This is a genomic window from Streptomyces sp. NPDC002851 (genome assembly GCF_053591935.1).
In genome coordinates this window covers 272050-296047 of sequence record NZ_JBSFUT010000001.1, presented here as the reverse complement: position 1 = coordinate 296047, position 23998 = coordinate 272050, and the positions used below count along the sequence as shown (strand labels likewise).

Here is a 23998-nt window from a genome sequence, read left to right as displayed (position 1 = left end):
GGGGGCGTCGGAGACGTCGGGGGTGGCAGCCGAGTCCGGGGGGCTGCTGGAGCTGAGGCTCTTGTGCGTGGCGATGGCGCACTCTCCTGGGGGAAGGGGGCCATCTACACGCGTAGCGCCCCTACGGTCAGTCGACTGGCGAACGGGGTACGAGGAGCAAGCTTCCCCGTACCCCGTCCCGTGCCGGTATCCCGGTGGTTACGGCTTGGCCTTGACCTTGATGTCGCCCGCGATGATGGCCTCCTTGGCCTTCTTCACGGCGTTCTGGATCTCGGTGTTCTTGGCGTACTCGGGGTTGGAGTCGGTCAGGGCGACCTCACCAGACTTCAGGTCACCCCGGATGACACCGGTGGTCGGCTTGCCATCCTCGACCGACTTGGCCAGGTTGTACACGGCCTGGGCGACGTCCTTCGTGGCGGACGTCAGGATGTACTTCTTGTACTTGGCGAGCGGCTTCTGCTCGTACTGGTCGGAGTCGACGCCGATGGCCCACTTCTTGGCCTTGGCGGCGGCCTCGATCACGCCCTGACCGGAGAGCCCGGCGGCGTGGTAGACCACGTCGGCGCCCTTCTCGATCTGTGCCTCGGCGGCGGCCTTGCCCTTGTCCGGGCTGGTGAAGCCGCCCTCTTCGGCGGTCTGGGTCAGGTACTGCCGGTCGACCTTGACCTTGGAGTCGGTGTCCTTCACGCCCTGCGTGAACCCGGCCTCGAACTTGTGGATCAGCGGCACGTCCACGCCGCCGACGAAACCGACGCGGTCGGTCTTGGTGGCCTTGGCGGCGGCGACACCGGCGAGGTAGGACGCCTCCTCCTCGCTGAAGACCAGGTCGGCGACGTTGTCGGCCTTGACCGTGGCGTCGTCGACGATGCCGAAGGTGACCTTCGGGAACTTCTCGGCCGCCTCCTTGACCGCGGGGGCGTAGGCGTAGCCGACGCCGATCACCGGGTTGTGGCCCTGCTTGGCCAGGGAGATGAGGCGCTGCGTCTTGTCGGCGTCGGACTCGCCGTCCTTGGGCTCGACGGCCTTGCCCTGGTAGCCGAACTCCTTCTTGGCCTTCTCCATACCGGCGGTCGCGGCGTCGTTGAAGGACTGGTCGCCCTTGCCGCCGACGTCGTACGCGATGGCGACGCCCTTGGACTTGCCGTCACCACCGGAGGCGTCGGCGGAGGTGCCACCACAGGCGGTGGCGGAGAGGGCGAGGGCGGCGGACGCGACGCCCGCGGCCGCTATTCGGGAAACCCGGCGCATGTGAGGTGCTCCTTCGTACAAGCGCCGAAAGGCGGAGTGGTTCGACGCTGACTGCGCCGCAGATTAACGCGCGTAGACCCGCCGGAAAACCCCCCGCTGCCAACCCGTTATCGGGCTGTGTGAAGTTACTGGCCGCGAGCGTGACCGGGTGAGTGCGGAGAGCCACGGGGGCGGGGCCGGCGGGGCGTGAACGCTCGGGCCGGACGGGGCGTGAACACGCGGGCCGGGCGGGGCGTGCAAACCATGAGATCCGCCGGGGCGATGCTCGTCCACGTGCCGGGCCGCTACCGGGACCAGCCGGTCGTGAAGAGGGTCATCGGGATCGGCGGCGACCGCGTGGCGTGCTGCGACGCGGGGCGCGTCACGGTGCACGGGAAGCCGCTCGACGAGCCGTACCTCCTGGACGGCGGCACGGGCCAGGGTTCATCGACATACGACGACTATGACGTGAGGGTGCCTGAAGGTCGGCTGTTTCTGCTGGGCGACAACCGCGCGAACTCCCGCGACTCCCGGTCCTTCCTCAATGAGCAGTCCGGCACCTTCGCGGCGTCGGGGGTACGAGGACGGGTGACGGACAGCGGCAGCCGCCTTGAGGCGCCTTGAGGCGCCTTGAGGCGGGAGAACTGCCCCTGCGTCAGCCGGACACCGCCCGCAGCGCGCCCGGCAGGCGGCCGGTGAGGCGATCGAGCGCGGTGGATGTGGCGTCGTCGGCGGGGAGATGGACGATGAGGCGCTGGTCGTCGTCGGCGGGCAGGTCGAGGGTTTCGTACGCCAGGCGCAGCTCGCCCACCTCGGGGTGGATCAGCCGGGCCACGCCGCTGGACTTCGGGAGGCCGGGCACGGTGTCCACGCGCTCGGTGAACGCGGACCCGGCGGTGAGGCTCAACTCGTCCGCGAGCGCCGCGACATGGCGGTCCGCCCGGAACGGCCCCTGCTTGAGGGCGGCGACCTGTTCGTCGGCGATGTGGTCCCAGTCGGGGTAGGCGGTGCGGGCCCGGTCGTCGGTGAGGACGAAGCGGGCGAGGTTCGGCGGTGTGCCGTCCAGCAGGCCGATGGGTGCGACCAGCCGCTCGTAGCCCGTCGTACAGGCGAGGATCTCGCTCAGCCGGTTGAGCAGTACGGCGGGGGCGGGCTCAAGGCGGTCGAGCAGCGCCCGCACGGTGGGGCGCACGGCACGGGCCGGTGCCGCGCCCCCCATGCAAGTGAAGCCGCTGTCGCCTGCCTTGGTGAGGCGGTACAGGTGGATGCGTTCGCCCGGGGTCAGCTGGAGCGCGTCGGCCAGTGCGGAGAGCACCTGCGCGGACGGCCGACGGTCGCGCCCCTGCTCAAGCCGTGTCACGTATTCGACGCTGACTCCGGCGAGCGTGGCCAGCTCGGCCCGGCGCAGCCCCGGCGTACGGCGGCGGGGGCCGGTGGGCAGCCCCACCTCGCCGGGTGTGACGGCTTCGCGGCGGAGCCGCAGGAACATGCCCAGCTCGTTGTCGCTCACGTCGCGAACGTAACAGGCAGGGGCCGCCGGGATCGTGGCCCTGCCACTACCAGTCTCGGCCCGGCCTCCCTGGTCTCCGCTCCGTCCGGGAGGTTGAGAGGCGTGGCCACCGCGGTCACCCATCACCCGTCACCCGTCACCTGCTGACGTACGGAGAAGGAGCACAGCCATGCCCCAGGAACCCCTTAAGGAAACTCCCAAGGAGACTCCCAAGAACACCCCCAAGGAGACTCTCAACCTCGCGGTGATCACCGGCAGCGTCAGGGAGGGCCGGTTCGGTCCCGTCGTCGCGCGCTGGTTCGCCGAACAGGCCGAGCTGCACGGCCAGTTCGAGGTGGACCCCATCGACCTCGCGGACACACCGCTGCCGCTTGAGCTGCCGCCCGTGCCGCCGCTGCTCCAGCCCGACATGGACCGTCCCGCCGAGATGGCGGACCTCACCCGGCGGATCGCGGCGGCCGACGCGATCGTCGTGGTGACACCGGAGTACAACCGCAGCTTCCCGGCCTCGCTGAAGGCCGCGATCGACTGGCACTTCGCCGAGTGGGAGGCCAAGGCGGTCGGTTTCGTCGGCTACAGCGGCGGAAGCGGCGGCCTTCTGGCCATCGAGCAACTACGCCAGGTCTTCGGCGAGTTGCACGCCCACACGGTCCGCGACTACGTCTCGTTCCCCCGCTACTACGAGCTCTTCGACGCCGACGGCACCCTCAAGGACCCCGAGGGCCCGGGTGGCGCGGCGAAGGTACTGCTCGACCAGCTCCTGTGGTGGGGCTCGGTCCTCCGCGACGCCCGGCGCGACCGCTGACCTGGCCGGGCGCCCGGGGGGCCGTCAGCTGCCGAAGGGGATATCGCGCGGGGTGGCCATACGGCGGCTCTCCGGGTGGGCCTTCACATAGTCCGTGATGTACGAGAGCGACTCCCGCACCCCACTGTCGTCCGTGCCGCAGCCCTTCGGGCCGCTGACACCGTCCGGGTAGCACGCCATCCGGTTCCCGTAGATCAGACTGTCCACGGCGGCGCTTCCGGCGGAGGTGTTGAGCAGGGTGGCGGCGCGCTCACGGTCACCCTCGCCCACCGTCCAGCCGACGGTCTGCGCGAGCTCTCCGGCGTCCCGGGGCTCCCTGGCGGCCTCCAGCTCCTCCCGGATGCTGCCGAACTTCAGCGCCATGCTGAACAGGCCGTTGTCCATCACACGCTGGTCGCCGGGCAGGTCCGGCGCGTGCGCGGCGAAGCCGTCCCGCACGTCCGCGTAGTCGCCGCTGAAGCTGACGGCTTCCTTGGAGTTCAGGTCGGCGAGGGCGGTCTTCCAGCCGCTGCCGCCCTCCTTGCCGTAGAAGCCGTAAAGCACCCGGACCCCCCTGCTCTCCAGCTTCTCGCGCGCCATGTCCCGCAGCGCGGCCACGGAGCAGTGGCGCCACGCGGGGTCATCGCTGTCGCACCAGTCGGGGTTCTTCATGTCCAGCCAGACGAACGAGACGTGCCGCCCGTCCGCACGCTCCTTGGCGATCTGGTCGAACATGTCGGCCATGGTGTCGCCGTAGCTGGTGAGCGTGCCGTCGTGGTCCGCCCACCAGCCGTCGCGCCAGGCCGTGGCGTCGATCTCCAGTGCGTTGGCGCCGTTCTCCAGCGCCTTGACCACGCCGCCCGTGGTCAGCACCCGGTGGGCGATGGCCCAGGTGGGGCGCTGCTGGGCGTCCCGGGGTGCCGCCTTGGAGGGCTTGGAAGGCTTGGAGGACTTGTCCTCCGGTACGGCCGTGGCGGCTGCGGTGCTCAAGGTGGCCGCGGAGACGACCAGGGCCAGCGGGAGCAGTAGGGCGCGGAGCCGACGTGGGGCGGCCATGGATACGGGTCCTTCCTGTTGCCCGAGCCGCCGCGTAGGGGCGGGCAGCCCGGTCTTGTCGTGCGGTGGCCGTCGTGCCGTGCGGCCCGTGCGGGGGCTGACGGCCGTACAGCCGGCGGGCCGACTGACTGCCCGCGACGTTGGCACTGTACGTTAAGTTACCTGCGGGTAATCTTCGGTTGCGGTCCGTACCCGGCCGCCGTCGCCCTCGCTGCGCTCAGGTCAGGTTCAGGTGAGGTCAGGTCAGAAGGTCAGGTCAGGTCAGGTCAGGTCAGGTGGATCTTCAACTCGGTGTTGTGTTCCGAGTGATCCACCACGACTCCGGTGACCGAGTCCCCTACCTCGGGCCAGATCACCACCGATTCATCGGCGGCGTCTTTGTGCATCCCGGCGAGATCCGCGACCACACAGAAGGGATGCACTCCTTCGACGGTGACGAAGACGCCGAAGGGCTCGAGTCCGACAACCACGCCCACTAGCCCCGCCCCGAGGGGAAACCTCTGCTTGACGGCAAGCCATTCGCCATACGTCATCTGCGCCAGTACCAATCTCAAAGTCGAGTTGTTCGTTCTTTGCCGCCCATGCCTTTGCCGCCCATGCCTGGATCACGGCGGCACGGCTCACAGAGCGAAAGCCCGGTACGCCACCTGATCAGGGCGAGTCCTCGGTGATGGGGAACATGTCGGCATAGGGATCGGGCTCGCCGGTGTCCGGGTACAGCCCAGCCACAAGCCGTCGACGCTGCTCACGCCAGCTGACGAACGTGCCCGTCCGCTTCCAGAGCGACGCATCGCCGAGCGGGCACTCGTCGAACTGGCCCAGCATCATGCGGGTGATGAACTGGACCATGCCGCAGTCGAACAGGACCCAAGATCACACGTTGAGGTCTACGACGTCCACGCCGGTCACCGCGTAGCGGTCGGGCTCGCTCGAAGCGATCCACACCGGGTCCACGAGGATGCCCTGTGCGACCACAAGCGCGTGAGCGGCACCTGGAGGGAGCCGGTAACGGGCCTGGGTGTCCTCGACCTCCACGAGCGCGGCGTACGTGAGCGAAGAGAACTCGACGGCCGCCAACTGCCCGACATGCACCGTCAGCCCGGGCCGCCGCTTCCCGGCCTCGGCCAGGGCGAGCAGCGGCACGAGCGTGCTCTGGCTCTCTCGGTTGATCACGAGGCGCGAAGCCATCCGATTCCCGCCCAGGGCAAGCAGGGCGGTGTCGTCCATGACGAAGAACGGGTGCAGCATGGTCAGACCGCTGCCCCTCGGCGCTGGGTGCGCTCCTGGACGAGGCGCTGTACGAACGCGTCCGCCTCTTCGACGTCCCGGTCGGTTGTGTGCACGCCGAAGTGCTCGGCCAAGGCCGCGCGCGCTCTGTCAGAGCGCTCCTGACGTTCGGCGGGGGTACTGCGGCTACGCGCAAGATGCTCGAGGAAGCCACGTAGCGACATGTCGCAGTCGGCCGCGAGCGCGGCGAGACGGTCGCGGACTTCCTTGTCCAGCTTGATCGTCGTATCAGCCATGACTGGAGTATACAGACTGAATACCTCGCCTGTCCGGCAGTGGAGAAAACAGCCCCGCCCGGTGATCCCCGCGAGGGCGGCAGCGGAGCGCGCCGAGGTGCTGCTGTACGCCGACGAGTGCGGCATCCCCCCGCACGACGCCCGCCACCCGAGCGCTGCGTTCCGGCAGGTGCCGATCCTGTTTCCGCCCCGCTGCGCCCGTACCCGCCGCTATGCGCTCGGAAGGGCTACGCCCGCCGGTCGGGGCTCCGGGCGACGTGGCAACTTGCCCGGCCCGACTGCCCGTTGGAACCTCCGACACACCGGTCTCCGGCCGGACTCGCGAAGCCTCAACGGAGACGACACGGCCCTGGTACGCCCGTACCTGGTCGAACACGAACCGGAAGCAGCGGGCACGTCCTGGGTGAGCCACAGAGGCGAGTAGTGCGAGTCGCTCCAACGACGTCTTCTTGCGCGGGTTTCGGGCGTCGAATACGACTACCCTCCGGGCGAAATCCGCGCAGAACGTAGCGGCATAGTGCCCTTGGGTGGTGGCTGCGGCAAAGCCATCACTCGTCTGCCATTCGGTACCGGTTGGCAGTTGTGGGCGGATGTCACTCAGCACCTCAGGAACGCCGGGATCGGACTTCCATGTGTAGTCCCGGTGCAGTCTCTCGGGGAAGGGCTCCTTCACCAACTGGCCATCCCGCCGCATGCCCTGGCCAGACGACCCGGCCGAGTCGGTGCGTGACCGTCCGCCAGACTCGGTACCTGCTGCCCCGGCCTCCTGACCGCAGCCACTCAGCAGGACGGCGATCACAGCAAAGCCGGCCCCAGCGTTGGGCTCGCTGTTGCTGGCTCTTGAGCCGGGGCAGGGGATGCGGGATGCGCTACTGGTCACGCTGGGGGTGCAGTTGGGGGCGATGGCGCTTACGGCTGTGCTGAGCGTGCGGCTGCCGCGGAGGTGGGGTGAGGGCCCACCGCGTGTCCGGCGCGTAATTACATTGCCGCGCCGTGGAGTTGATGCCCTTCAGACTGACTCCTCGTGCGTAAAGACGCCCTCGATGACTTTGACTTCTACGACAGGCATGGTGCCCTCCTCGACCTCCGCCTTCGGCGGGATACGGCTTCGACGCTACAGCGCAGGCGAGGGGCGGCGCTTCGGGAGAAGTGCCCATCTTTCAGGAGGTAGGGAGGGAGGGCTGGGCATGACGGGGTATTTCTGCGCGGTTCCGCGCAAGCGCGGCCGCTCAGGTCCTCAGGCCCTTAGGCCCTTAGGCCCTTAGGCCCTTAGGCCCCGTCGTACGCAGGAGGTTGTGCTCATAGGCACAGATGGACGGCATGGGTGCCTCCTGGCACGTACGGCTGGAGTTACTGGGTCACGCGGCGACCAGTGTGCAGCAACAGCAATATCAACAGGGATACGTTGCCGGGTCGCTGTCGAGCCGGGGCCCGCCACTGATCCCTGCACAAACATCCGGATCGCCGTACAACCATCCGCCCGGCTCGCAGGTCTCACGAGCGCGCGTACAAGCAGTAGCAGCAGGAGCAGCGCAAGTGCGTGACCACCCCCCGCGGTCCCCACGAAGCATGACGAAATGCTTCAAAGCACAAAACTGTTCAAAGGTGGAAACTTTTGAGTCCGCGAACAACCCATGCGTACAAGCCGCTGAACCTGAAGCGAAGAACGTGGCTGACCCTCGGCGCCGTCGTCCTCGGCGGTGCCGGAGTTGTGACGGTCGCCGTCGCCAATCCGTCCGACGACCGGCCGCAGGTGAAGGCCTCCCCGGTCAAGATGCATACCGTGCCGCTGAAGGAGAAGGGCGCCGGGAAGAGCGGCGTCGACCGCCGCGGCACCGAGCCGTACAGCCTCCTCGGCATCTCCTGGCCCGCGAGCAAGGCGAAGATCGAGGGCACGGCCGAGGTCCGTACGCGCAGCGTCGAGACCGGTGAGTGGTCGGGTTGGCAGAAGCTCGAACTCGACGTCGACCCCGTGGAGACGGAGGAGGGCAAGAACGAGCGGAAGATGCGCGGCGCGACCGAGCCCCGCTGGGTCGGCACCTCGGACGGGGTCGAGGCCCGCGTGGTCGCCGCCGACGGCTCGGTGAGCGACGGTCTGCCGAAGGCCCTGCGGCTTGACCTGGTGGATCCGGGCGTGCTGCCGAGCGAGGCCGAGACGGCCAACGAGGCGGCACAGGACGACCCGGACGGCAGCGACGCCGATCCCGCGGCCTACGCGCTGCGGCCCGCCGCCGAGGACTCCACCCCGCTGACGGGCAGCCTGCTGGGAGGCGAGTCGACGGCGGACGAGTCCCCCGCCGCGGCGACGTCCGAGAGCCCCGCACCCGCCGAGTCGCCCACCCCGCCGACCAGCGAGTCCCCGAGCGAGAGCACCAGCCCCTCGCCGAGCGACTCCACGTCGCCGTCCCCGTCCCCGACGCCGACCGAGACGGTGCCCACGCCTCCCCCGTCCACCGTCAACCAGCCGCCGATCGTCTCCCGCACCACCTGGGGCGCGGACGAGACCAAGGTCGCCGACCCGCCGGCGTACCTCGACAAGATCGACGCGGCGTTCGTCCACCACACCACGGACGCGAACGGCTACACCTGCGCCGACACCCCGAAGATCCTTCGGGCGATCTTCACGTACCACGTGGAGTCCAACGGCTGGAACGACATCGGCTACAACTTCCTCGTCGACAAGTGCGGCAAGGTCTATGAGGGCCGTGCGGGCGGTGTCGACCTGCCTGTGATGGGCGCGCACACCTACGGCTTCAACACCTACTCCACCGGCATCTCCGTCATCGGCAACTACGCCACCGACGGCAAGGCGACCGCGCCCATCCAGAACGCCGTCGCCCGCATCGCCGCCTACAAGCTCGGCCAGTACGGCGTCGACCCGACCGGCAAGGTGACGCTCACCGCCGGCGGCGACACGGGCGTGTGGAACAAGGGCGATCAGGCCACGCTGAACACCATCTCCGGCCACCGCGACGGCTACGCGACCGAGTGCCCGGGCGACGACCTGTACTCCAAGCTCGCCGACATCCGCCGGTTCGCCGCCAGTCCGGCCGCGAACGCCGCGCCGCCCACCGCCGACATGAACGGGGACGGCGTCCCGGACCTGGTCGCGGGCACGCCGGACGCCGCGGACAACGGCAGGGACGGCGCGGGCACCGTGACCGTCGTCCCGGGCGGCACGGACGGCCCGGTGGCCGCCGCCAAGAAGACGATCACGCAGAACAGCCCGGGCGTCCCCGGGGGTTCGGAGACCGGCGACAACTTCGGTACGGACACCGCGTGGGGCGATGTCAACGGCGACGGCAACGCCGACCTCGTCATCGGCAGCCCCTACGAGGACACCCATGGCCTCTCCAACAACGGCATGGTGACGGTCATGTACGGCCCGGAGCTCACCTCGGGCAGGGAGTACTACACCGGCGACGCGACCCGCGTGAGCTGGGAGCGGCACGGATCGTCCGTCACCGTCGGAGACTTCAACAGCGACGGCAAGGCCGACGTCTTCTCCGTCGCGCGAGGCAAGCCCGGCCGCTGGTGGTCCTACGACGGCGCGACCGGAGCAGCCACCTCCGGCTACCTGGGCTCCGGCCCGTACAGCGACGCCGTCTACGCCCCCGACTCCGCCACCGGCGACTTCAACCGCGACGGCTACACCGATGTCGTCGTCAACTTCCGCGACCCGAGCAAGTACGGCCGCGTCCTTGTCCTTGAGGGTTCGGCGACCGGCCTGCAGCGCGCGGGCATCCTCGGCGTCAAGGGCGGCCGCTCGGTGGGCGTCGGCGACGTCAACGGCGACGGGTACGCGGACGCCGTGGTCGGCCAGGCGTACACCGCCGAGTCCGAGGCGTACCGGGGCGGCCAGGTGACGGCCTTCTACGGCTCGTCCTCCGGCCTGACCACCACCGGCCGTACGACGCTCCACCAGGACTCCAGCGGAGTGCCGGGCGCGGCCGAGTCCGGCGACGCCATGGGCTGGTCCCTCACCGTCGGCGACCACGACCTCGACGGGTACGCCGATGTCCTCGCCGGTGTGCCGCGGGAGGACATCACCCGCTCCGGCACCTCCCAGAAGGACGCGGGCATGATCCTGCTGCTGCGCGGCACCTCCAGCGGCCTGACCGGCAGCGGCGCCCAGTCGTTCCACCAGGACACCTCCGGCATCACCGGGTGGACGGAGTCCTACGACTGGTTCGGCTCGAAGGTCGTCCTGCACGACCTGTCGGGCTGGGGCCGCGCGGACCTCGCCATCGGCGCGATGGGCGAGAACAACGAGGACGGCACGATCCTGTACCTGCCCAGCGGCAGCGCAGGCGTCTCCACCGGCAGCGGGGTCTACTACGGCCGCGACAAGCTGGGGACGCCGGTGGGTGATCGGTTGGGGTCGGCGCTTGCGCCGTGAGGCGGTGACTCGGTAACGCGGTAACGGCAGTACGTCAACCACAGCTCCCGCTGTGCCGCTCCCCTCCCCCAGGGGCTGGGGAGCGGCACAGCGGGAGTCTTTTATGCACCCCGCCGCCCAGGTAGTCGCCTCTTCCGTTGTTGGCCAACGTCTCGCAGCCTTCGATCCCTCGAAGCGCTAGCTGTACGCGATGCGCTCCACCTCGACAAGGTGGGCCGCGCCGATACGGCCCTCTTCCAGGGAGAGCAGCCAGGGCAGCAACTCCGGTGTGGCGTGCAGCTCGTCGTAGAAGCCGAGGTGAAGGTCGGCGAGCCGCCGCTCGAAGAGCCAGTCGTCGAGCGCGTCGCAGAGATGCCGGTCCGCCGCGTTGGTCCGCGTTCCGGCCCAGACGGCCAGCCACGGGGAGAGGGTGCCGGTGCTGACCGAGACCGTCTCAAGGACTTCGGTGACAGGCCCGGTGCCGGGGTACTCACGCAGGGCCGACCGCCACCAGGTGTGCCAGACCTCCTCCAGTGCCTCCCGCTCGGGCACAGTCCAGTCCCGCCAGTCGGCGGCGAGCAGCCGGGAGGCAACCAGCCCGTGGTCGATGTGCTGTCGGCCGGTGACCAGGAGACGCACGATCCTGGGCGTCATCCGGCGGTACAGGGCCGGGAAGTCGTCCCAGTGGTCGGTCGATTGGGCCGCGACGGAAGGGATCAGCTCGTCCGGCACCCGATGCACGGGACCGGCGAGAGCTTCGAGGTCGGCGTGGCCGTAGCAGTAGGTGCAACCACCCACGGCGAACGACTGCTCCGTGAGCGGAGCGAAGGCGTCGTCCAACGCATCGAGCGCGTCCTGAAGTTGCCGGTTTGGATGGGTCATGGTCTGCCTGCCGGGGGGCTCCGTCCGGCTTGCCGGAGAAGAGAGCGACGCTAGCACGGGTTGTGGCTCCGCCGACTCACCGGAGCGACTCCCGAACCCGCCAACCGGCATGGCCCCCCGCCCAGTTCCACCGTGAGCGCTGGGTCCGCAAGTAGGGCGCTCAGCACGTGCAAGATCAGTCAGTGCGAGGCTGTCCCTCGCGGAGGTGTGCACGCGGAGCACGGGATCCAGGGGCTCCACGAGTGCCTCTGTCGCAGCGGCGACGAGCGGCGCGGGTGCGTGACCGTCCTGGAGGGCGGTCACGTAGTCGATGACTTCGGCGGGGGTCAGTGCGGTGGGAGGCTGGGGCGCGCCAGTGCTTCCGGTCTCCCGAAGCCACCCGTGGAGCGCGGTGGCCGGTCCGCATGTGCGTGCGCTGCGACCGCATCACTGCTACGCCCGTCCTCTCACTCCCGAGGTACACGCGGGCACGGCGCCTCGCCCGTCTTGCCTCGCGTTCAGCACGGAGTGACTTCGGGGTCGATGCTTGGTAGCGCCCAGGGTTCCAGTGTGCCGTCGCAGAGTTCGGCGAGGAACTGGACGGCGCCGCCGCCCTCGTAGTGCCACCAACCCCCATTCCGGGAGGCGACGGTGACCAGCCACTGTTGCGGGCTGTCCCCGGTCGTGGTCCACAGGAGTTGATCACCCTCGTTCGACTCCGCCCATGGCAGCAGGCCACCCGGGGCCGGATGCGGTCGCAGGCCGATCGACATATCGGCCTTCCACCATTCCTGAATGACCTCTGACAGGGTGTCGCGGATACCGAGCAGCCAATCATGCTCTTCGCCCGGATCCGGCAGACCGACTAAGAGGAAGTCCCCGAGAGCGAAGGTCGAGTACCACTCGGCGAGCCGCTTGTAGTCGGCGGGCAGCACGGTGCCCAGTCCACCCTCAAGCAACGCCCAGTCGATCGCGGCAGGCTCGGGTCGCCGGTGCTCGACCAGGCCGGGAACGGCACGCTCAAGCGCGGCGACCGCCTCGTCCGGTTCCAGGATCCGCCGTATCGGCGTCTGCGTCCCGATCAGATCATCAGTCATGGCGGGCAGACTGCCAGAGGGGTCTGACAGCGATGGCCCGGTCGTGCAACCGGGCACCCACGGGCTGAGGCCCGGCCTTCGTTGCCGTTCGGTTGCCCTGTCGCGGTCAGCATTCGCTTCGCTCATGCCGCCCGTGCAGAGTCAGATAGAACATGTGCAGGGATTCCTCGGGCCCCACCTCATAACGGTTGACGACCTTGCCGAGCGGGTTCCAGACCCGGCCATCCGGCATCCGTACGCCCACGGGCTGGGCGAAGTACTCACGCTGATTCGTGTCGAAGTCCACCCACGTGGCGCCCGCGTGACGCACAAGCACCTCCCCGACGTACGCCCCGAGCCCGAACAGCGCCACCGCGACCTCGGCCCGCTCCTGGCCTCCCTTGCGCAGGCCGTCGACCATGAAGTCGACCACGCGCAGACTGACCACGGAGTAGTCCAATGGCAGCCGCCCACGCGCCGCTTGAGCCCGCGCGGCGATCACCTGCGCGACGAACCGACCCGCCAACTGCCGCATCTCCCCGGCCCGGGGCACAAGTCTCTCTCGTCTCTCTCGCTCACCCATGACGTCCGCCCCCTCCGCTCTCCTCACGAGAACCCCTGATGAGCCCCCTGTATTGAAAGGCGAAGGTACGCTCCGAAACATCACGCTTACAGCCGGTGTGCCTTCTCACACCCCAAATCGCTCCACGATGCACAACTCTCAGAGCGAGTCGTTGGTCCGCGCGCGACGGACATCGGAATGACTCGTACCCGATCGGTCAGCGCCTGCTCGGCCTCTTGCCGAGACCGGGGCACGACACAAACGCCGTACTCATCGAGTTCAAGGCTGCGATCGCACAACGCCGACCAGGCATACGCCGAGGAGCAGCACCGCAAGCCTTGCCGTGCGCCAGGTACCCGAGAAAACCGAATCTGGCACCCGGCGTTCGGTGGGAGCAATGACTCCGTCGAGGTCGAAGACCATCGCGAATGTATCCCCGGGGCGCGTCGAGAGAGCGCACTGGCGCCAGGCTTCAGTTTCCACGGGCGTACCGTCAAGGAGTTCCACGGTGCAGGAGTTCTTGCTGTAATCGCGCCCCTTGTAGGGGTGTTCGCGTACGTCCGTCACCACGACGGTACGACTCTCCCCGCGAGCGGCCAGCACAGCGGTGGCCGTAGACCGCGGAACCATCCACGAGAGCACTGCCCCCACAATGACGGCTCCGACCACGAAAACCCGCCCGGCATTGGTGAAGTAGAGATACGCAGCCGCCGCAAGGCTCACCACGATCCCTGCGACCGTACCGGGCAACGGATGGCCGAACAGCTCCCCTATCACCCCACTTCCAGTCACCAGTGACACTGCGAGGACTCCGAGCACCTCGACGGTCAGCCGCCTCGATGGCCTTCCCGCGAAGTTCGCAGGTCCCCACAGAAGCGTCCGGTACCCCGAGTCTGTCACGTTCTCCCCCTACCACTCTGGTGACACCAAGGCCAATGGAATCGCTGCGAACCTGCATCTCTGTCGGCTGATGAATGTCAGCCTACTTTTCTCTTAATCCACGCCCCGAAGAGATCGCAGGCCAACCAGTGGCCACTCACGAATGCCATATGGAGGGCGGAAAGTCCCTTTCCCTCCATGCGAAGGGCGCAAGGGGTCAGCCCCCTTCGACAGGAGAAGCGCAGTGGCGTCGACATGCAACGGTTTCCCGGTCTGAGCATGCCCGTCAATCTCACCGTCAACGGCCGCATGAAGCAACGTAAATCCGTCGAATTCTTCATGCACATCCCATCCCGCATCCAGCAGTCGACACAATTCTTCGAGGTCATCCTGCTCAAGCGCAAAGGTGCGCGGCGGACATATCCATTTACGCTCCATCTCCTGACTGGGCGGAGGGGTGGTCGACCGTGCACACATACACACGGCGGGCATAAGTGTCTGGCTACTTCGCTAGCGGTTCGTCATGAGGTAGACCTTCGCCCTCTCGCTCGCGTCTTCCGCGATGACGACCTTCTTGCTGGTTTTGGGTCCGGATTCCGCAATGGGAATCCAGGTACCGAACAGCGAATCCGACGTCGTGATGCGCCAACCCGATTCTCGCAACTCGTGAGAAATGACCGGGCTCCACCCCTGTGTGAGATCCGAGGCGCTGCCGCCAAGTACGGTCAGCCACTCCCGGGGCACTGTGTCCGGAACGCGCATGCGCACGTAAAGAGTTCCGCCGGACCGCGGCAGAACCTCTCGGTAGTGGATGTCCCTGGCATCCGCCGGCAGGGAGACGCCGTACTGCTCCAGGAGCGCAGCCGGCGGACGGCCTGCGCGCTCCGGGGAGACAGAGGTTGAATTCACCGGCTCGGTGGCCCCGCAAGCTGTCAGAACCGGCCAGCACGAAGGCCGCGCCCACTGCCCGCCAGGTACGCCGCATCGCCCGGCTGAGTCGAAGTGTCGTGGCAGGCATCTCATCGTGGCCGAGCCATACACATCAAAGTCCTGTGCAAGTCCGACGGTATGGAGGTGCGCCACCTCCGCCTGCTGCACATCGACATCGACCCACAAGAAGCTCTGCTCCAAGTCGTTGCGATCCTCGCTCGGACACCCAAGTCATAACGCGACGACCCCACCGCGTGGAATGGGGGCCGATCGCCGTTCCCCCCAGCGCCGCCAGGAGTACCTTCGAGGTGTCGCGACTCGAAGGATCCCGTCATGCCGTACGCCGATGACACGGCGGGCGAGCGGATCGGGCAGCGTATCGCCAAGGCACGTAAGGCGCGCGGTCTGACTCAGCTCCAGCTCGCTCAGCGCATTCCCTGCTCGAAGTCCTTGATTGCCCAGGTTGAGCGGGGCCACAAACCGGCCACACCCTCCCTCACCGCTGGCGCCGCCCGTGCGCTCGGTGTCCGCCTTGAGCAACTCACCGGGCAGCCGTACGAGGACCCGCAGCGGGGTCGCGTGCACGACACGATCCCGGATATCCAAGCGGCCATGCTCAGTTGGGACCTGCCAGACGATGACCTGCCCGTGCGGGCGTACGACGACTTGGCCGCCGACGTGGTGCGCGCCTCCGCGCTCGGCCGCAAGGCAAAGTACGCGAAGCTGGGCACGGTGCTGCCCCCGCTGCTCGACGAGCTGTCGACCGCCTGCCACGCGGCCGAAGGGACTGAGCGGGAGCGGCTGTTCGGCCTGCTCGCCGAGACGTACTCAGGGGTCACGGCGATCGCGTACGCGCTGGGCCTGTTCGACCTGCGCTCTCAGGCCATGGACCGCGTGCAGTGGGCCGCTCGCGAGTCCGCCGACCCACTGCGTGTCGGCCGCACGCAGTGGCAGCGTTCCACGCTGTTCCTCCAAGCCGCCGCGTACGACCGCGGAACACGGCTGCTGGACCGGGTCAGGCACGACCTGGGTGAGGACATCGGCCGCATGGACGAACCGACGCTCAGCGTGCACGGCGCCATCCACCTGAGATCCGCCATGTTCGCCGCGCGGGCCGGAAACGCACTGACCGCCCGCACTCACCTGGACGCTGCAGGGGAGGCCGCTCGCTACCTCGGACGCGACGCGAATTACTACGGCCTCGAGTTCGGGCCGACCAATGTCGCCATGCACCGGCTCGGTGTGGCCGTCGAGATGCATGACGGGCCGGAAGTCGTACGCCGGACCGAGCGCACTCGGCTGCCCGCCAGTGTGGCGCCGGTCCGTGCGGGCCGCTGGTACATGGACGCCGCACAGGGATGGCTGGACTACGGCAATCGTGACAAGGCGTTCGCCGCCCTTCAGGCCGCACGCCGGATCTCGCCCGAGCAGACCCGGAATCATCCCCAAGTGCGGGAGATCGTAGAGACGTTGATCCATTTGGAGCGCTACAGCAAGGAATCACTGTCGGGCTTCGCTTCGTGGATCGGTCTCGCCTGACGAAGTTTCACAAGACGTGAAACTCACGGCGCACGCTCCGCAGCAGCATGAACACACGGACCCCGGTGAGGCGGGTGATGCCTCCCGGGGCGCGGCCAACGCTGTGAAGGAGCGTCGACATGCACGAGCTTATCCGCCGCGTCCAGGAATGGGTGAGCGCCTTACGGGCCCCTGGCACGTCCGGTTGGCACCGGACCGTCCCGCCCCCGGGACCGGCCCCTGCGACGGAGAGGGCACAGCAACGGCGTCAGCGGCGCCGCGCGCTGCTCCTGGCGCTGGAGGGCATCGACATCGGCCCCGAGCTGATTCACGGCGTACGCGTCGGGCCGGGGGTGCCCCGGTGAGCGAGACGACCCCCAACACGGTGTCGGCACGGAAGCCGGTCCGCATGTGCGTGCGCTGCAGCGAGATTACGGACGCACCTGTGATCGTCTCTGAGGTGCACCAGAACTCCGGTCCTGGGTTCTGCGTCTACGCCTGCCCGCCGTGCGCGCCGCACTTCCCGCCGCTGCTGCTGCCAACGCCCGAGCGTGCCGGAGGCGAGCGGTGAGCCCCCGTACGAGCATGGATGAGTCGCGGCTGTCGGCGGAATGCGCGGTCGCGCACCGGCCCGGCTACGAGGACCTGCACGGCGCCTGCCGCCGGACGGCGGACGTGCCCCTGCCTCACGGCACTGGTCTGGTCCTCGTGCGCCGCTGTACGTGTGACTGCCACCGGCATGGGGGCGGGCGTGAACGCCGGTACCCCGCCCGTTTCGCTGGCATGGCCGCCGTGCTGCCCCCGCTGACGCGCCCGCAGTACCCGGTAGCGCCCACCTGAGCGGCTCATGGACGGCGCCATCTGGGCGAGGTGCGCGCAGCCGAGATGACTGGCACGGGCCATACGACGGCCCCCAGTTGCCCTGGGGGCCGTCGCCGTACAGGTCGCGGGGTCGCTGCCGACAGCATCGAGGAACACACCGGCGAGGCGCCGTGGCCGAATGCCTCACACAACCGCTTGTAGCTGCCCGGGAGTTCCGCACCCAGCTCCCGCTCCACGGGTCCCCAGTCGATACGCAGCCGCAGGCTTCGGGATCACGAACCGTCACGACCAGCCGTCATCAGGAGTTCAACCTCGGTACTCGCTGGCTGCTGGGTGATGTGGGCCCGTTCCGTCGGCAGCGGGAATCTTCACACGGTGGCTTCCCCTGTCACCAGGACAGGAGATACCACAGTGTTCACTTTCAGGGCAGGAATTCGTAGAACGGGCCGTCAGGCGCGAAGTTGCGCGAACACAACGTCACGTCCCTACCCTTGAGATAAGCCAGCAACCACTCACTGAACGTCATCTCGTAGAGAGTCCAGGCCGGACTGTCGAACTCCTGGACAACGACGCGCCAGGGCGACGAGGGCTCGTCGGGAACGCGAAGGAAGACCGCCTCGCCCGTCGTAGCCGACGCCACCGGTATCAGTTCCCCGGGGTTCGCCCCCACCGGACTCGGCAGGAACTCCGCCATGTCCTCCTCGCGCCAGAGCTCGAGATCCCCCCTGATGTACTCTCCCAGACTGTGCAGAAGATGGCCGGCGGGATGCTTCAGATACAATTGCCCGTTGATCTCGATCGAACCGTAGACGTCCACGATCTCGCGGAAGTCCGCAGGGAATTCGATACCGAGTTCCTGCTCCAGGTCGATCCATGGAGCCGGATCCGACCAGTTGAACCGGGGTTCACCCAACAGGGCTTGGATCTCTGGAAGCGTTGCCACTACTAGGCCCTTTCTAGCACGTCGGTCCAGCGCCGGTCTTGGAATTGATTACGGACGCGAGAAATTCCGCCGGGATTCCTGAGATCCTAGCGTGAATCGTTGCAGGAGCGGCACGGCTGCGGGCGTGCTTCGGTATTATTTCCGTCAAGACCCGCCGGAGGCCACCAGGCGTTGCCTGGTGGCCTCCGGACTTTCGAAAAGCTCTCTCAAACGCAAGGTCACTGAATGTCGAGGACAGGTCGATGCCGGGCATCACTTCGACAGGCGAACACGCGAAGCTCACCTGAGCGCCCGACATCAACACCCGTCGGCTCGTAAGCGACGTCCAGCGCATCTTGGCCCAGTTCCCGGTCTTCCAGCGGCCACCATCGATCACTGGCACCGTCCCACTCACTGCTGTCCGCTTTGACCAGCAATTCGACGGGACCTCCGCAGCCCTGGCAGGACAAGTCCCTCTTGTCCGTCGAATGCCAACTCGCCCATCCCTCAATCTTCCAACCGTGCGCCACGGACAAGGCGTACTGATATCGCAGCCCCTGGGACTGATCTGCCGCTGCGAGACGTCCTCTGATCTCGTCGGGGAGCTCCTCCCCCCAGGGATATTCGACGACCCGCTCCGGCGTGATGCAACACGGACGCACCTCGTAGGATTCCTCGAACGGCTGCACACGGGAAAATGGGTTGCCCGCAATCTCCCCTTGCCCTGTCACTGAATTAAGCCATTGCAGCGAGACGGCAGGCCCTTCATAATGCGAGTCGTCATATTCGATGAAATGATCGTTCGGGCACCAATATACCTGCAGGAGGTTACATCCAGAGGGCCAGGGGATTTCAGGAAAGTCACGCGCGAAAAACTGGGCCACGGATTCCATAGGCCGCGGGACCTGCCGACCCTCGTGATCCATCAGGTGGTCTTCACAAACAGGTCGCGCACTCCCTTCCACGCGGAGCATCGGACCGCCGACATGGCTGTCGCCTTCCAAGGGATCCCCTGGCCGGGGATGCAGGCGAACCGTGGTCCGGCGCCACGCCGAGAGCTCGGGAATGATCGCTGCAACGTCCACCTCCGGGGCGGCAGTCGTGTACACGGAACTTCAATCCTTCCGAAAAGGACCCTACTTGCCAGGGATGGCGACCACGGTAAGTTCGGTCTCGTAACCGCAAGCCTTGAGCAGCGCGTTGCTGATCAGCGTGAGATTTTCCTGGGAGAGATTTTCACAGGCGTACCGGAGAGAGATCGGAAAATCTCCGTACAGGCTCATCGCCACCAAGAGGACCGCAAGGTCCTCCCGCCACTCGCCGAGGTGTCCAGAATGGATTGCCTCACCTACCTGGCGAACATCAAATCCCGCCCACACTTCGCCATTCTCATCGAATCCCCCTTGAGTAAGCCCTCGCAGCTCGGGGCTGCCGAGCCAAGCCTCATGACACTCCAAGAGCCAGACGGCCGCATCAAGGGACCACAGACTGTCGGTGCCGCGGCGCAGAGCATCCAAGAACTGTTCCTGCGTGAACGACGAAATATCGGGCATGGAAACTAAGATATCTTCTTGCGTGGATTTCGCGCATCGAAACAACTGCCTTCCGGGAGGACGACCTTCGGCGTGCGTCGTTCGTCCAACCGCTTCCTGGCAGGCCCGGGGGCGGCAGATCGCAGCGCGTCGGGGGCGACGTCACTGACCTCCACGCGGGTGCGGGAGGCCTGGACCGTGACCGGGGCGCCTTCGCCCACGTGATGCACCACGTTCGCCAGTAACTCGCTAACGAGGAGCTCGACTTCCAGGCATACGGTGCCGAGCCGGTCGCGTACCGCGCGACGCAGCTCCGGCACCGCTTTCACGTGCGCGAGCAGGTCGGAGGTCAGTCGCATGGCGTGCCCCGTTCCCTCCTTCTAGTTGCGCTTCAAGCGCGAGGAGGCGGGGCTCACGCTGGAGCAGACGGTGGAGGAGTCGTTCTACGGGGCGAGCTATCTGAGCGAGATCGAGCGGGGGCAGCGGCCGATGCCGGTGGACCTGGCGCGGCAGGTGGCCGCGTGCTGGGGACGCACGCGTTTACCTTAATACCACCCGCCGGTCGTACCACCTGATCGAGACGGCCCGCGCGTACGGCATAACCGGCGAACGTGTCGCTGCGGTATCGCTTCTGAGGAAGGCGTACGAGGAATCGCCGGAGACGATTCAGTACAACCTGCACACCCGCGCGGTACTCCCGGAGCTGGTGAAGTCCGGGCCCCGCATGGTCCGTGACGACGCGCGCGGCCTTGCCCGTGATCTGGACGTGCCCGTGTGATCCCGTAGGAGGTAGGAAATGTACCCCTCGGCATCGGGGTAGAAGCCGTACCCGTTGCCGAGTTCACACGCTCCTAGCGTCGACAGCTCAGACAAGACCCCGGCGGCCTGGCAGGGCCCCGGGGCGTGGTCGACGCTGTGAAGGAGCGCCCACATGCATGACGTTACCCGCCGGGTTGCCGCTTGCTGCGGCAGGTCTTCGCACCCGGCAGCGGCAGACGGCGGGCAGGTTTCCCCGCTCGTCCGGCCTTTGCCGGATGCCCCGAAGCAGCCCGTCCCCAGCCGTGTACGGCCTCGACGTGGCCTCCGCCGCCCCGTTCCCCTTACGGGCGTGATGTACCCCTCGACGGCACCGAGACGGCGTTGGTCCGTCCGTACCTGGTCGAGCATGAGCGGTGGCAGGAACGGGCGGACCGGCGCCGTCGGCGCCTCGCGCTCGTACTCGCGGCGGACTTCCACCTCGACCTCGACCGGCACGTGGTCGGTGCCGAGGGGGTGGCCTGATGGACGCGAACGCAGAGCGGCCCGAGGCGCAGGTCCCGCATTGCGCGCGCTGTGGGGACCAGCAGGGTCCGCACGCCACCGTGACCGACAACTCGTCCGGGCCGAACGGCACCGGCTGCTGTGCCAGCCGTGCGCCCGCTGCAACGAGCTGACCGACGAGCCGGTGGTCGTCTCCGAGGTGCACCAGAACTCCGGGCCAGGTTTCACCGTGTACGCCTGCCCCACCTGTGCGCCGCACGTCCCTCCCCCGCCGGACGTGTTCCGCCTCCTGCCGAACGCGGGCGCGAGGGAGGCGCGGTGAACGCCGGAACCTCTCCCCAGGGCCGCTCGTGCTTGACACTGAGCACCTACCGGCTCGGCCCGGACGGCAAGCGCGTCGAGCGGTCCCCGCGGCGCAAGGTCACCGGCGCACCTGCCCCCGAACGCCTTGCGGCTCCGCTCTCCTGGCCGCCGTGCCGCTGCCCCCGCTGCCGCACCCGCAACACCCGGTAGCGGCTCCCTGAACGTCCCGTGGACGACGCCATCTGGGCGAGGTGCGCCAGCCCCTCGCCCAGATGGACAGGCATGGGCCAGACGGCGCCCCTCAGAGCAACATTCCGGGTTCAGACGTCCGTCGCAGCGGCCGTGCCCTGAAGCGCCTGGTCCGGCTCGGTTGGAGGCAGGGGAAGGGACAGTTCACCGCGAATCTGGCGACGGTACGTGGCGCCGTTGTGCTCGTCCACGGAGCGCAGATGTCCGAGGAAGGCGTCTGCGTCAGACGCCTCGGACGCCTGCCGCCAGAACGGCAGCCCCTCTTCGAGCTCCGCAACGAGCTGCGTGGCCGGCCGCTGTGCGCCGGGCAACTCGGTTTCCTTGAGCAGCCGGATCGTCTCGGCCTGCGCCTCGGCCATGCGCGCGGCCCACTTCTTGGCACCGGCGAGGTCCTGCTGGGGGCTTTTCGCCGGGCGGAGCGCGACTCCGGTGTTCAGCGGCTTCAAGGCCGAGAGAAAGGCCAACTGCGTGGAATCCAGGTTGGATGCGTCCTGCCGTACCGACGTGTCGAGTTCGGCTCTGCCCGGACGGGCCACCCAGCACAACACAGTACGCTGCCCGGCATCCCAGTCCCGCTGCTGCGGATAGAAGTAGTAGGACTGCAGGCGTCCAAAGGCCACGGGATCGATCGAATAGTCGAGGTAGCTCTTCGCGCACCGCGACCACGCGATGGCCGCGATTCTGTCGCGGCCCGGGAATTCTGTCTCTCCGGAGAGCTCGAAGGTGGCGTACGCCTCGCCTCGATGTGACTCGTCGCACGGGACCAGTTCCACGCTCGCGTCAACCAACGGCGGGGTGTCCCGTTCCGGCATCCAGGCGCCCGGGTTGAAGCAGTCACCGACCTCGATCGAGTAGACCGTGCTCCAGCCCGGCTTCGCGACCTCGCCGGAGTCGGTCCGGGCGGGAAGCGTCCAGATCCTGAAGTCGACCACCGCGAAGGCGATACCGGCCAGCAGAAGAACTGCACCGGAAACAGAGATTCCGGCAATCGCGAGGCCCTTGCCTCGCTGCCCCTTCCTGGAAATCTGCAGCAGCGCGACAATGCCGAATATCAGCCCCAGTGGAGCAAGGCACAGTAGTGACGTCACCAACGCGGTGACCGCGAAGGGGTTCAAGGCCGGCGCCACAGGAGCGGCCACCGGATTCCACTGCCGCCCGGGCCCGGGCGGCGGAAAAGGCGGCTGATGTGGATACGAAGACGGGGGCATTGTCACGAAATCTCAACCTTCGATGAGGAACACTACGAACCGTCGCGGCGGGACAAGCCCGGTACATCAGATAGACGTGACGGAGACAAGCACGAACAGGGCCACGAAGGCAACGGGCAGCAAAGACAGCCGGCTGGTACCGCAGACGAGCGAACCACCCACCTTGCCGCAGAGGGACGTGGGGTCGGTGGGGCTGCTGCCTGTCGGCTGGCGGGGGTCGTTCCGCATGACGAACTCGTGGTCCCAGATGGCCGCGGGTTCCGCGAGGATTGCCAACCGCTTGGTGATCCAGGGAAGTTCGCGGAGTCGCGACGAGGGTGACTTGGTCAGGCAGACAGTGGTCGGACTGACGGCACATCGAAGCTCCGGTAGTGCAGGGCGCCTTGGGAAGTCACCCTGCCAACCGAGGCTTCGGCGCGCAGGACTCAGCGGATGGCCGCCGCGCTCTCCGCAGCCTGGCACCAGGGGTATCCAGCACGACGACTACCGCAGCACCGCCTCGATGAACTCCTGCGGCGGCTGATAGGAGTGCGCATCGATGTAATGGGTTACGAGATTCGGAGCAACATAAACCCTGCCATCGCCAGACCCGACAAGAATCTCCGCCGACTCCAGCTTCATTTCACCTCTGCCGGGATCATAAGCAACTGCCGACTTCTTCAGGCCTTCCTTGAACCATTCGCTACAATGCTTCAAGGATAGGGATTGCTCTAGAACCCCGGGATGCGATCAATAACCTGGCTCAGGCGATCACGGAAAAACCTTCACATAGTGGTACCCCTGTCGCCAGGACAGGGGTACCACTATGTTCATTTTCAGGGCAGGAATTCGTAGAACGGGCGGTCAGGCGCGAAATTACGAGAACACACCGTCACGTCCTCACCTCTGAGATAAGCCAGCAACCAGTCACTGAACGTCATCTCGTGGAGAGTCCAGGCCGGACTGTCGAACTCCTGGACAACGACGCACCAAGGCGACGAGGGTTCGTCGGGAACGCGAAGGAAAACCCATTCCCCCGTCGTGGCCGACGCCACCGGCATCAACTCACCGGGGCTCGCCCCCGCCGGACTGGGCAGGAACTCTGCCATGTCCTTCTCACGCCACATCTCGAGGTCCCCCCTGATGGTTTCTCCCAGACTGTGCAGAAGATGGCCGGCGGGGTGCTCCAGATACAACTGCCTGTTGATCTGGATCGAACCGTAGGCGTCCACGATCTCACGGAAGTCCGCAGGGAATTCGATACCGAGTTCCTGCTCCAGGTCCATCCATGGAGCCGGATCCGACCAGTTGAATCGGGGTTCACCCAACAGGGCTTGGATCTCTGGAAGCGTTGCCACTAGTAGGCCCTTTCTAGCACGTCGATCCAGCGCTGGCCTTCGACCCACCGGCCTTCCGAGG

The 23998-nt window shown here is 67.3% G+C and carries 27 protein-coding genes and 1 pseudogene; 9 read left to right on the top strand and 19 right to left on the bottom strand.

Going from position 1 to position 23998, the window contains the following annotated elements; translation table 11 throughout:
* Positions 1-198 precede the first annotated feature (198 nt).
* Positions 199-1248, bottom strand: a complete 1050-nt coding sequence (locus ACWD10_RS01415) for a BMP family lipoprotein (protein ID WP_451085699.1) — start codon at positions 1246-1248, stop codon at positions 199-201.
* A gap of 243 nt (positions 1249-1491) precedes the next feature.
* Here ACWD10_RS01415 and lepB point away from each other — a divergent pair, with 243 nt between their 5' ends.
* Positions 1492-1851: a signal peptidase I gene (gene lepB, locus ACWD10_RS01410; RefSeq protein ID WP_451085697.1), complete on the top strand. Its 360-nt coding sequence runs from the start codon at positions 1492-1494 to the stop codon at positions 1849-1851.
* A 31-nt stretch (positions 1852-1882) separates the two neighbouring features.
* On the opposite strand, the gene ACWD10_RS01405 is transcribed toward lepB, so the two are convergent.
* Entirely contained in the window at positions 1883-2737 is an 855-nt protein-coding gene (locus ACWD10_RS01405; protein ID WP_451085695.1) for a helix-turn-helix domain-containing protein, read from the bottom strand.
* Between the two features lie 169 nt (positions 2738-2906).
* Between ACWD10_RS01405 and ACWD10_RS01400 the strand changes: the two genes are divergently transcribed.
* Complete coding sequence (locus ACWD10_RS01400) at positions 2907-3542, top strand: NADPH-dependent FMN reductase (protein WP_451085693.1); 636 nt, start codon at positions 2907-2909, stop codon at positions 3540-3542.
* Between the two features lie 24 nt (positions 3543-3566).
* Here the strand turns inward: ACWD10_RS01400 and ACWD10_RS01395 are convergent, their stop codons facing one another.
* The 5 genes from ACWD10_RS01395 to ACWD10_RS01375 form a co-directional block, all read right to left on the bottom strand.
* Entirely contained in the window at positions 3567-4577 is a 1011-nt protein-coding gene (locus tag ACWD10_RS01395) for a phospholipase (RefSeq protein WP_451085692.1), read from the bottom strand.
* Between the two features lie 266 nt (positions 4578-4843).
* Positions 4844-5047, bottom strand: a complete 204-nt coding sequence (locus ACWD10_RS01390; RefSeq protein ID WP_451085690.1) for a hypothetical protein — start codon at positions 5045-5047, stop codon at positions 4844-4846.
* A 181-nt stretch (positions 5048-5228) separates the two neighbouring features.
* Positions 5229-5426 (bottom strand): hypothetical protein, encoded by a 198-nt coding sequence (locus tag ACWD10_RS01385; RefSeq protein ID WP_451085688.1) that lies wholly within the window; start codon positions 5424-5426, stop codon positions 5229-5231.
* A gap of 24 nt (positions 5427-5450) precedes the next feature.
* Positions 5451-5825: a hypothetical protein gene (locus ACWD10_RS01380; RefSeq protein WP_451085686.1), complete on the bottom strand. Its 375-nt coding sequence runs from the start codon at positions 5823-5825 to the stop codon at positions 5451-5453.
* Positions 5826-5827: 2 nt separating this feature from the next.
* The gene (locus tag ACWD10_RS01375) at positions 5828-6100 is read right to left on the bottom strand and encodes a hypothetical protein (protein ID WP_451085684.1); all 273 of its coding nucleotides are present in this window, start codon (positions 6098-6100) and stop codon (positions 5828-5830) included.
* 1615 nt (positions 6101-7715) lie between these two features.
* On the opposite strand from ACWD10_RS01375, the gene ACWD10_RS01370 reads away from it, so the two are divergent.
* Positions 7716-10499 carry an FG-GAP-like repeat-containing protein gene (locus ACWD10_RS01370; RefSeq protein ID WP_451085683.1) on the top strand — a complete coding sequence of 928 codons (2784 nt, stop codon included), beginning with the start codon at positions 7716-7718 and terminating at the stop codon, positions 10497-10499.
* Positions 10500-10676: 177 nt separating this feature from the next.
* Here ACWD10_RS01370 and ACWD10_RS01365 read toward each other — a convergent pair whose 3' ends face one another.
* From ACWD10_RS01365 to ACWD10_RS01345, 5 genes are all read right to left on the bottom strand, one after another.
* Entirely contained in the window at positions 10677-11360 is a 684-nt protein-coding gene (locus ACWD10_RS01365; protein WP_451085681.1) for a hypothetical protein, read from the bottom strand.
* 497 nt (positions 11361-11857) lie between these two features.
* Positions 11858-12436, bottom strand: coding sequence for an SMI1/KNR4 family protein (locus ACWD10_RS01360; protein ID WP_451085679.1), 579 nt, complete (start codon positions 12434-12436; stop codon positions 11858-11860).
* Between the two features lie 106 nt (positions 12437-12542).
* Positions 12543-12998: a hypothetical protein gene (locus ACWD10_RS01355; protein WP_451085677.1), complete on the bottom strand. Its 456-nt coding sequence runs from the start codon at positions 12996-12998 to the stop codon at positions 12543-12545.
* 258 nt (positions 12999-13256) lie between these two features.
* The gene (locus ACWD10_RS01350) at positions 13257-13877 is read right to left on the bottom strand and encodes a hypothetical protein (RefSeq protein ID WP_451085675.1); all 621 of its coding nucleotides are present in this window, start codon (positions 13875-13877) and stop codon (positions 13257-13259) included.
* A 489-nt stretch (positions 13878-14366) separates the two neighbouring features.
* Positions 14367-14987 carry a hypothetical protein gene (locus tag ACWD10_RS01345; RefSeq protein ID WP_451085673.1) on the bottom strand — a complete coding sequence of 207 codons (621 nt, stop codon included), beginning with the start codon at positions 14985-14987 and terminating at the stop codon, positions 14367-14369.
* A gap of 132 nt (positions 14988-15119) precedes the next feature.
* Between ACWD10_RS01345 and ACWD10_RS01340 the strand changes: the two genes are divergently transcribed.
* From ACWD10_RS01340 to ACWD10_RS01330, 3 genes are all read left to right on the top strand, one after another.
* Complete coding sequence (locus ACWD10_RS01340; RefSeq protein WP_451085671.1) at positions 15120-16325, top strand: helix-turn-helix domain-containing protein; 1206 nt, start codon at positions 15120-15122, stop codon at positions 16323-16325.
* Positions 16326-16444: 119 nt separating this feature from the next.
* A complete protein-coding gene (locus ACWD10_RS01335; RefSeq protein WP_451085669.1) occupies positions 16445-16669 on the top strand; it encodes a hypothetical protein in 225 nt (74 codons plus the stop codon).
* A complete protein-coding gene (locus ACWD10_RS01330) occupies positions 16666-16875 on the top strand; it encodes a hypothetical protein (RefSeq protein ID WP_451085667.1) in 210 nt (69 codons plus the stop codon). The genes ACWD10_RS01335 and ACWD10_RS01330 overlap by 4 nt, the downstream gene beginning before the upstream one ends.
* Before the next feature lie 672 nt (positions 16876-17547).
* Here the strand turns inward: ACWD10_RS01330 and ACWD10_RS01325 are convergent.
* The 4 genes from ACWD10_RS01325 to ACWD10_RS01310 form a co-directional block, all read right to left on the bottom strand.
* Positions 17548-18069 (bottom strand): SMI1/KNR4 family protein, encoded by a 522-nt coding sequence (locus ACWD10_RS01325; protein WP_451085665.1) that lies wholly within the window; start codon positions 18067-18069, stop codon positions 17548-17550.
* Between the two features lie 218 nt (positions 18070-18287).
* On the bottom strand, positions 18288-19157 hold the full coding sequence (locus ACWD10_RS01320; protein ID WP_451085663.1) for a hypothetical protein: 870 nt from the start codon (positions 19155-19157) through the stop codon (positions 18288-18290).
* Between the two features lie 27 nt (positions 19158-19184).
* Positions 19185-19601, bottom strand: coding sequence for a hypothetical protein (locus ACWD10_RS01315; RefSeq protein WP_451085661.1), 417 nt, complete (start codon positions 19599-19601; stop codon positions 19185-19187).
* A 5-nt stretch (positions 19602-19606) separates the two neighbouring features.
* Positions 19607-19939: a hypothetical protein gene (locus ACWD10_RS01310; protein ID WP_451085659.1), complete on the bottom strand. Its 333-nt coding sequence runs from the start codon at positions 19937-19939 to the stop codon at positions 19607-19609.
* Positions 19940-19964: 25 nt separating this feature from the next.
* On the opposite strand from ACWD10_RS01310, the pseudogene ACWD10_RS01305 reads away from it, so the two are divergent.
* From ACWD10_RS01305 to ACWD10_RS01295, 3 genes and pseudogenes are all read left to right on the top strand, one after another.
* Positions 19965-20096: pseudogene (locus tag ACWD10_RS01305) on the top strand (helix-turn-helix domain-containing protein); the annotation flags it as partial.
* Between the two features lie 624 nt (positions 20097-20720).
* Entirely contained in the window at positions 20721-20861 is a 141-nt protein-coding gene (locus ACWD10_RS01300; protein WP_451085657.1) for a hypothetical protein, read from the top strand.
* A gap of 333 nt (positions 20862-21194) precedes the next feature.
* Complete coding sequence (locus ACWD10_RS01295; protein WP_451085655.1) at positions 21195-21353, top strand: hypothetical protein; 159 nt, start codon at positions 21195-21197, stop codon at positions 21351-21353.
* Positions 21354-21463: 110 nt separating this feature from the next.
* Here the strand turns inward: ACWD10_RS01295 and ACWD10_RS01290 are convergent, their stop codons facing one another.
* The 3 genes from ACWD10_RS01290 to ACWD10_RS01280 form a co-directional block, all read right to left on the bottom strand.
* A complete protein-coding gene (locus ACWD10_RS01290) occupies positions 21464-22507 on the bottom strand; it encodes a DUF4190 domain-containing protein (RefSeq protein WP_451085654.1) in 1044 nt (347 codons plus the stop codon).
* Between the two features lie 576 nt (positions 22508-23083).
* The gene (locus ACWD10_RS01285; RefSeq protein ID WP_451085652.1) at positions 23084-23296 is read right to left on the bottom strand and encodes a DUF7919 family protein; all 213 of its coding nucleotides are present in this window, start codon (positions 23294-23296) and stop codon (positions 23084-23086) included.
* A gap of 119 nt (positions 23297-23415) precedes the next feature.
* Positions 23416-23865, bottom strand: coding sequence for an SMI1/KNR4 family protein (locus tag ACWD10_RS01280; protein WP_451085650.1), 450 nt, complete (start codon positions 23863-23865; stop codon positions 23416-23418).
* Positions 23866-23998 lie beyond the last annotated feature (133 nt).

Coding starts and splice junctions, on each gene's coding strand:
- ACWD10_RS01415 (WP_451085699.1), bottom strand. CDS start 1,248: ATGCGCCGGGTTTCCCGAATAGCGGCCGCGGGCGTCGCGTCCGCCGCC.
- lepB (WP_451085697.1), top strand. CDS start 1,492: ATGAGATCCGCCGGGGCGATGCTCGTCCACGTGCCGGGCCGCTACCGG.
- ACWD10_RS01400 (WP_451085693.1), top strand. CDS start 2,907: ATGCCCCAGGAACCCCTTAAGGAAACTCCCAAGGAGACTCCCAAGAAC.
- ACWD10_RS01395 (WP_451085692.1), bottom strand. CDS start 4,577: ATGGCCGCCCCACGTCGGCTCCGCGCCCTACTGCTCCCGCTGGCCCTG.
- ACWD10_RS01385 (WP_451085688.1), bottom strand. CDS start 5,426: ATGGTCCAGTTCATCACCCGCATGATGCTGGGCCAGTTCGACGAGTGC.
- ACWD10_RS01380 (WP_451085686.1), bottom strand. CDS start 5,825: ATGCTGCACCCGTTCTTCGTCATGGACGACACCGCCCTGCTTGCCCTG.
- ACWD10_RS01375 (WP_451085684.1), bottom strand. CDS start 6,100: ATGGCTGATACGACGATCAAGCTGGACAAGGAAGTCCGCGACCGTCTC.
- ACWD10_RS01365 (WP_451085681.1), bottom strand. CDS start 11,360: ATGACCCATCCAAACCGGCAACTTCAGGACGCGCTCGATGCGTTGGAC.
- ACWD10_RS01360 (WP_451085679.1), bottom strand. CDS start 12,436: ATGACTGATGATCTGATCGGGACGCAGACGCCGATACGGCGGATCCTG.
- ACWD10_RS01355 (WP_451085677.1), bottom strand. CDS start 12,998: ATGGGTGAGCGAGAGAGACGAGAGAGACTTGTGCCCCGGGCCGGGGAG.
- ACWD10_RS01340 (WP_451085671.1), top strand. CDS start 15,120: ATGCCGTACGCCGATGACACGGCGGGCGAGCGGATCGGGCAGCGTATC.
- ACWD10_RS01335 (WP_451085669.1), top strand. CDS start 16,445: ATGCACGAGCTTATCCGCCGCGTCCAGGAATGGGTGAGCGCCTTACGG.
- ACWD10_RS01315 (WP_451085661.1), bottom strand. CDS start 19,601: ATGCCCGATATTTCGTCGTTCACGCAGGAACAGTTCTTGGATGCTCTG.
- ACWD10_RS01310 (WP_451085659.1), bottom strand. CDS start 19,939: ATGCGACTGACCTCCGACCTGCTCGCGCACGTGAAAGCGGTGCCGGAG.
- ACWD10_RS01280 (WP_451085650.1), bottom strand. CDS start 23,865: ATGGACCTGGAGCAGGAACTCGGTATCGAATTCCCTGCGGACTTCCGT.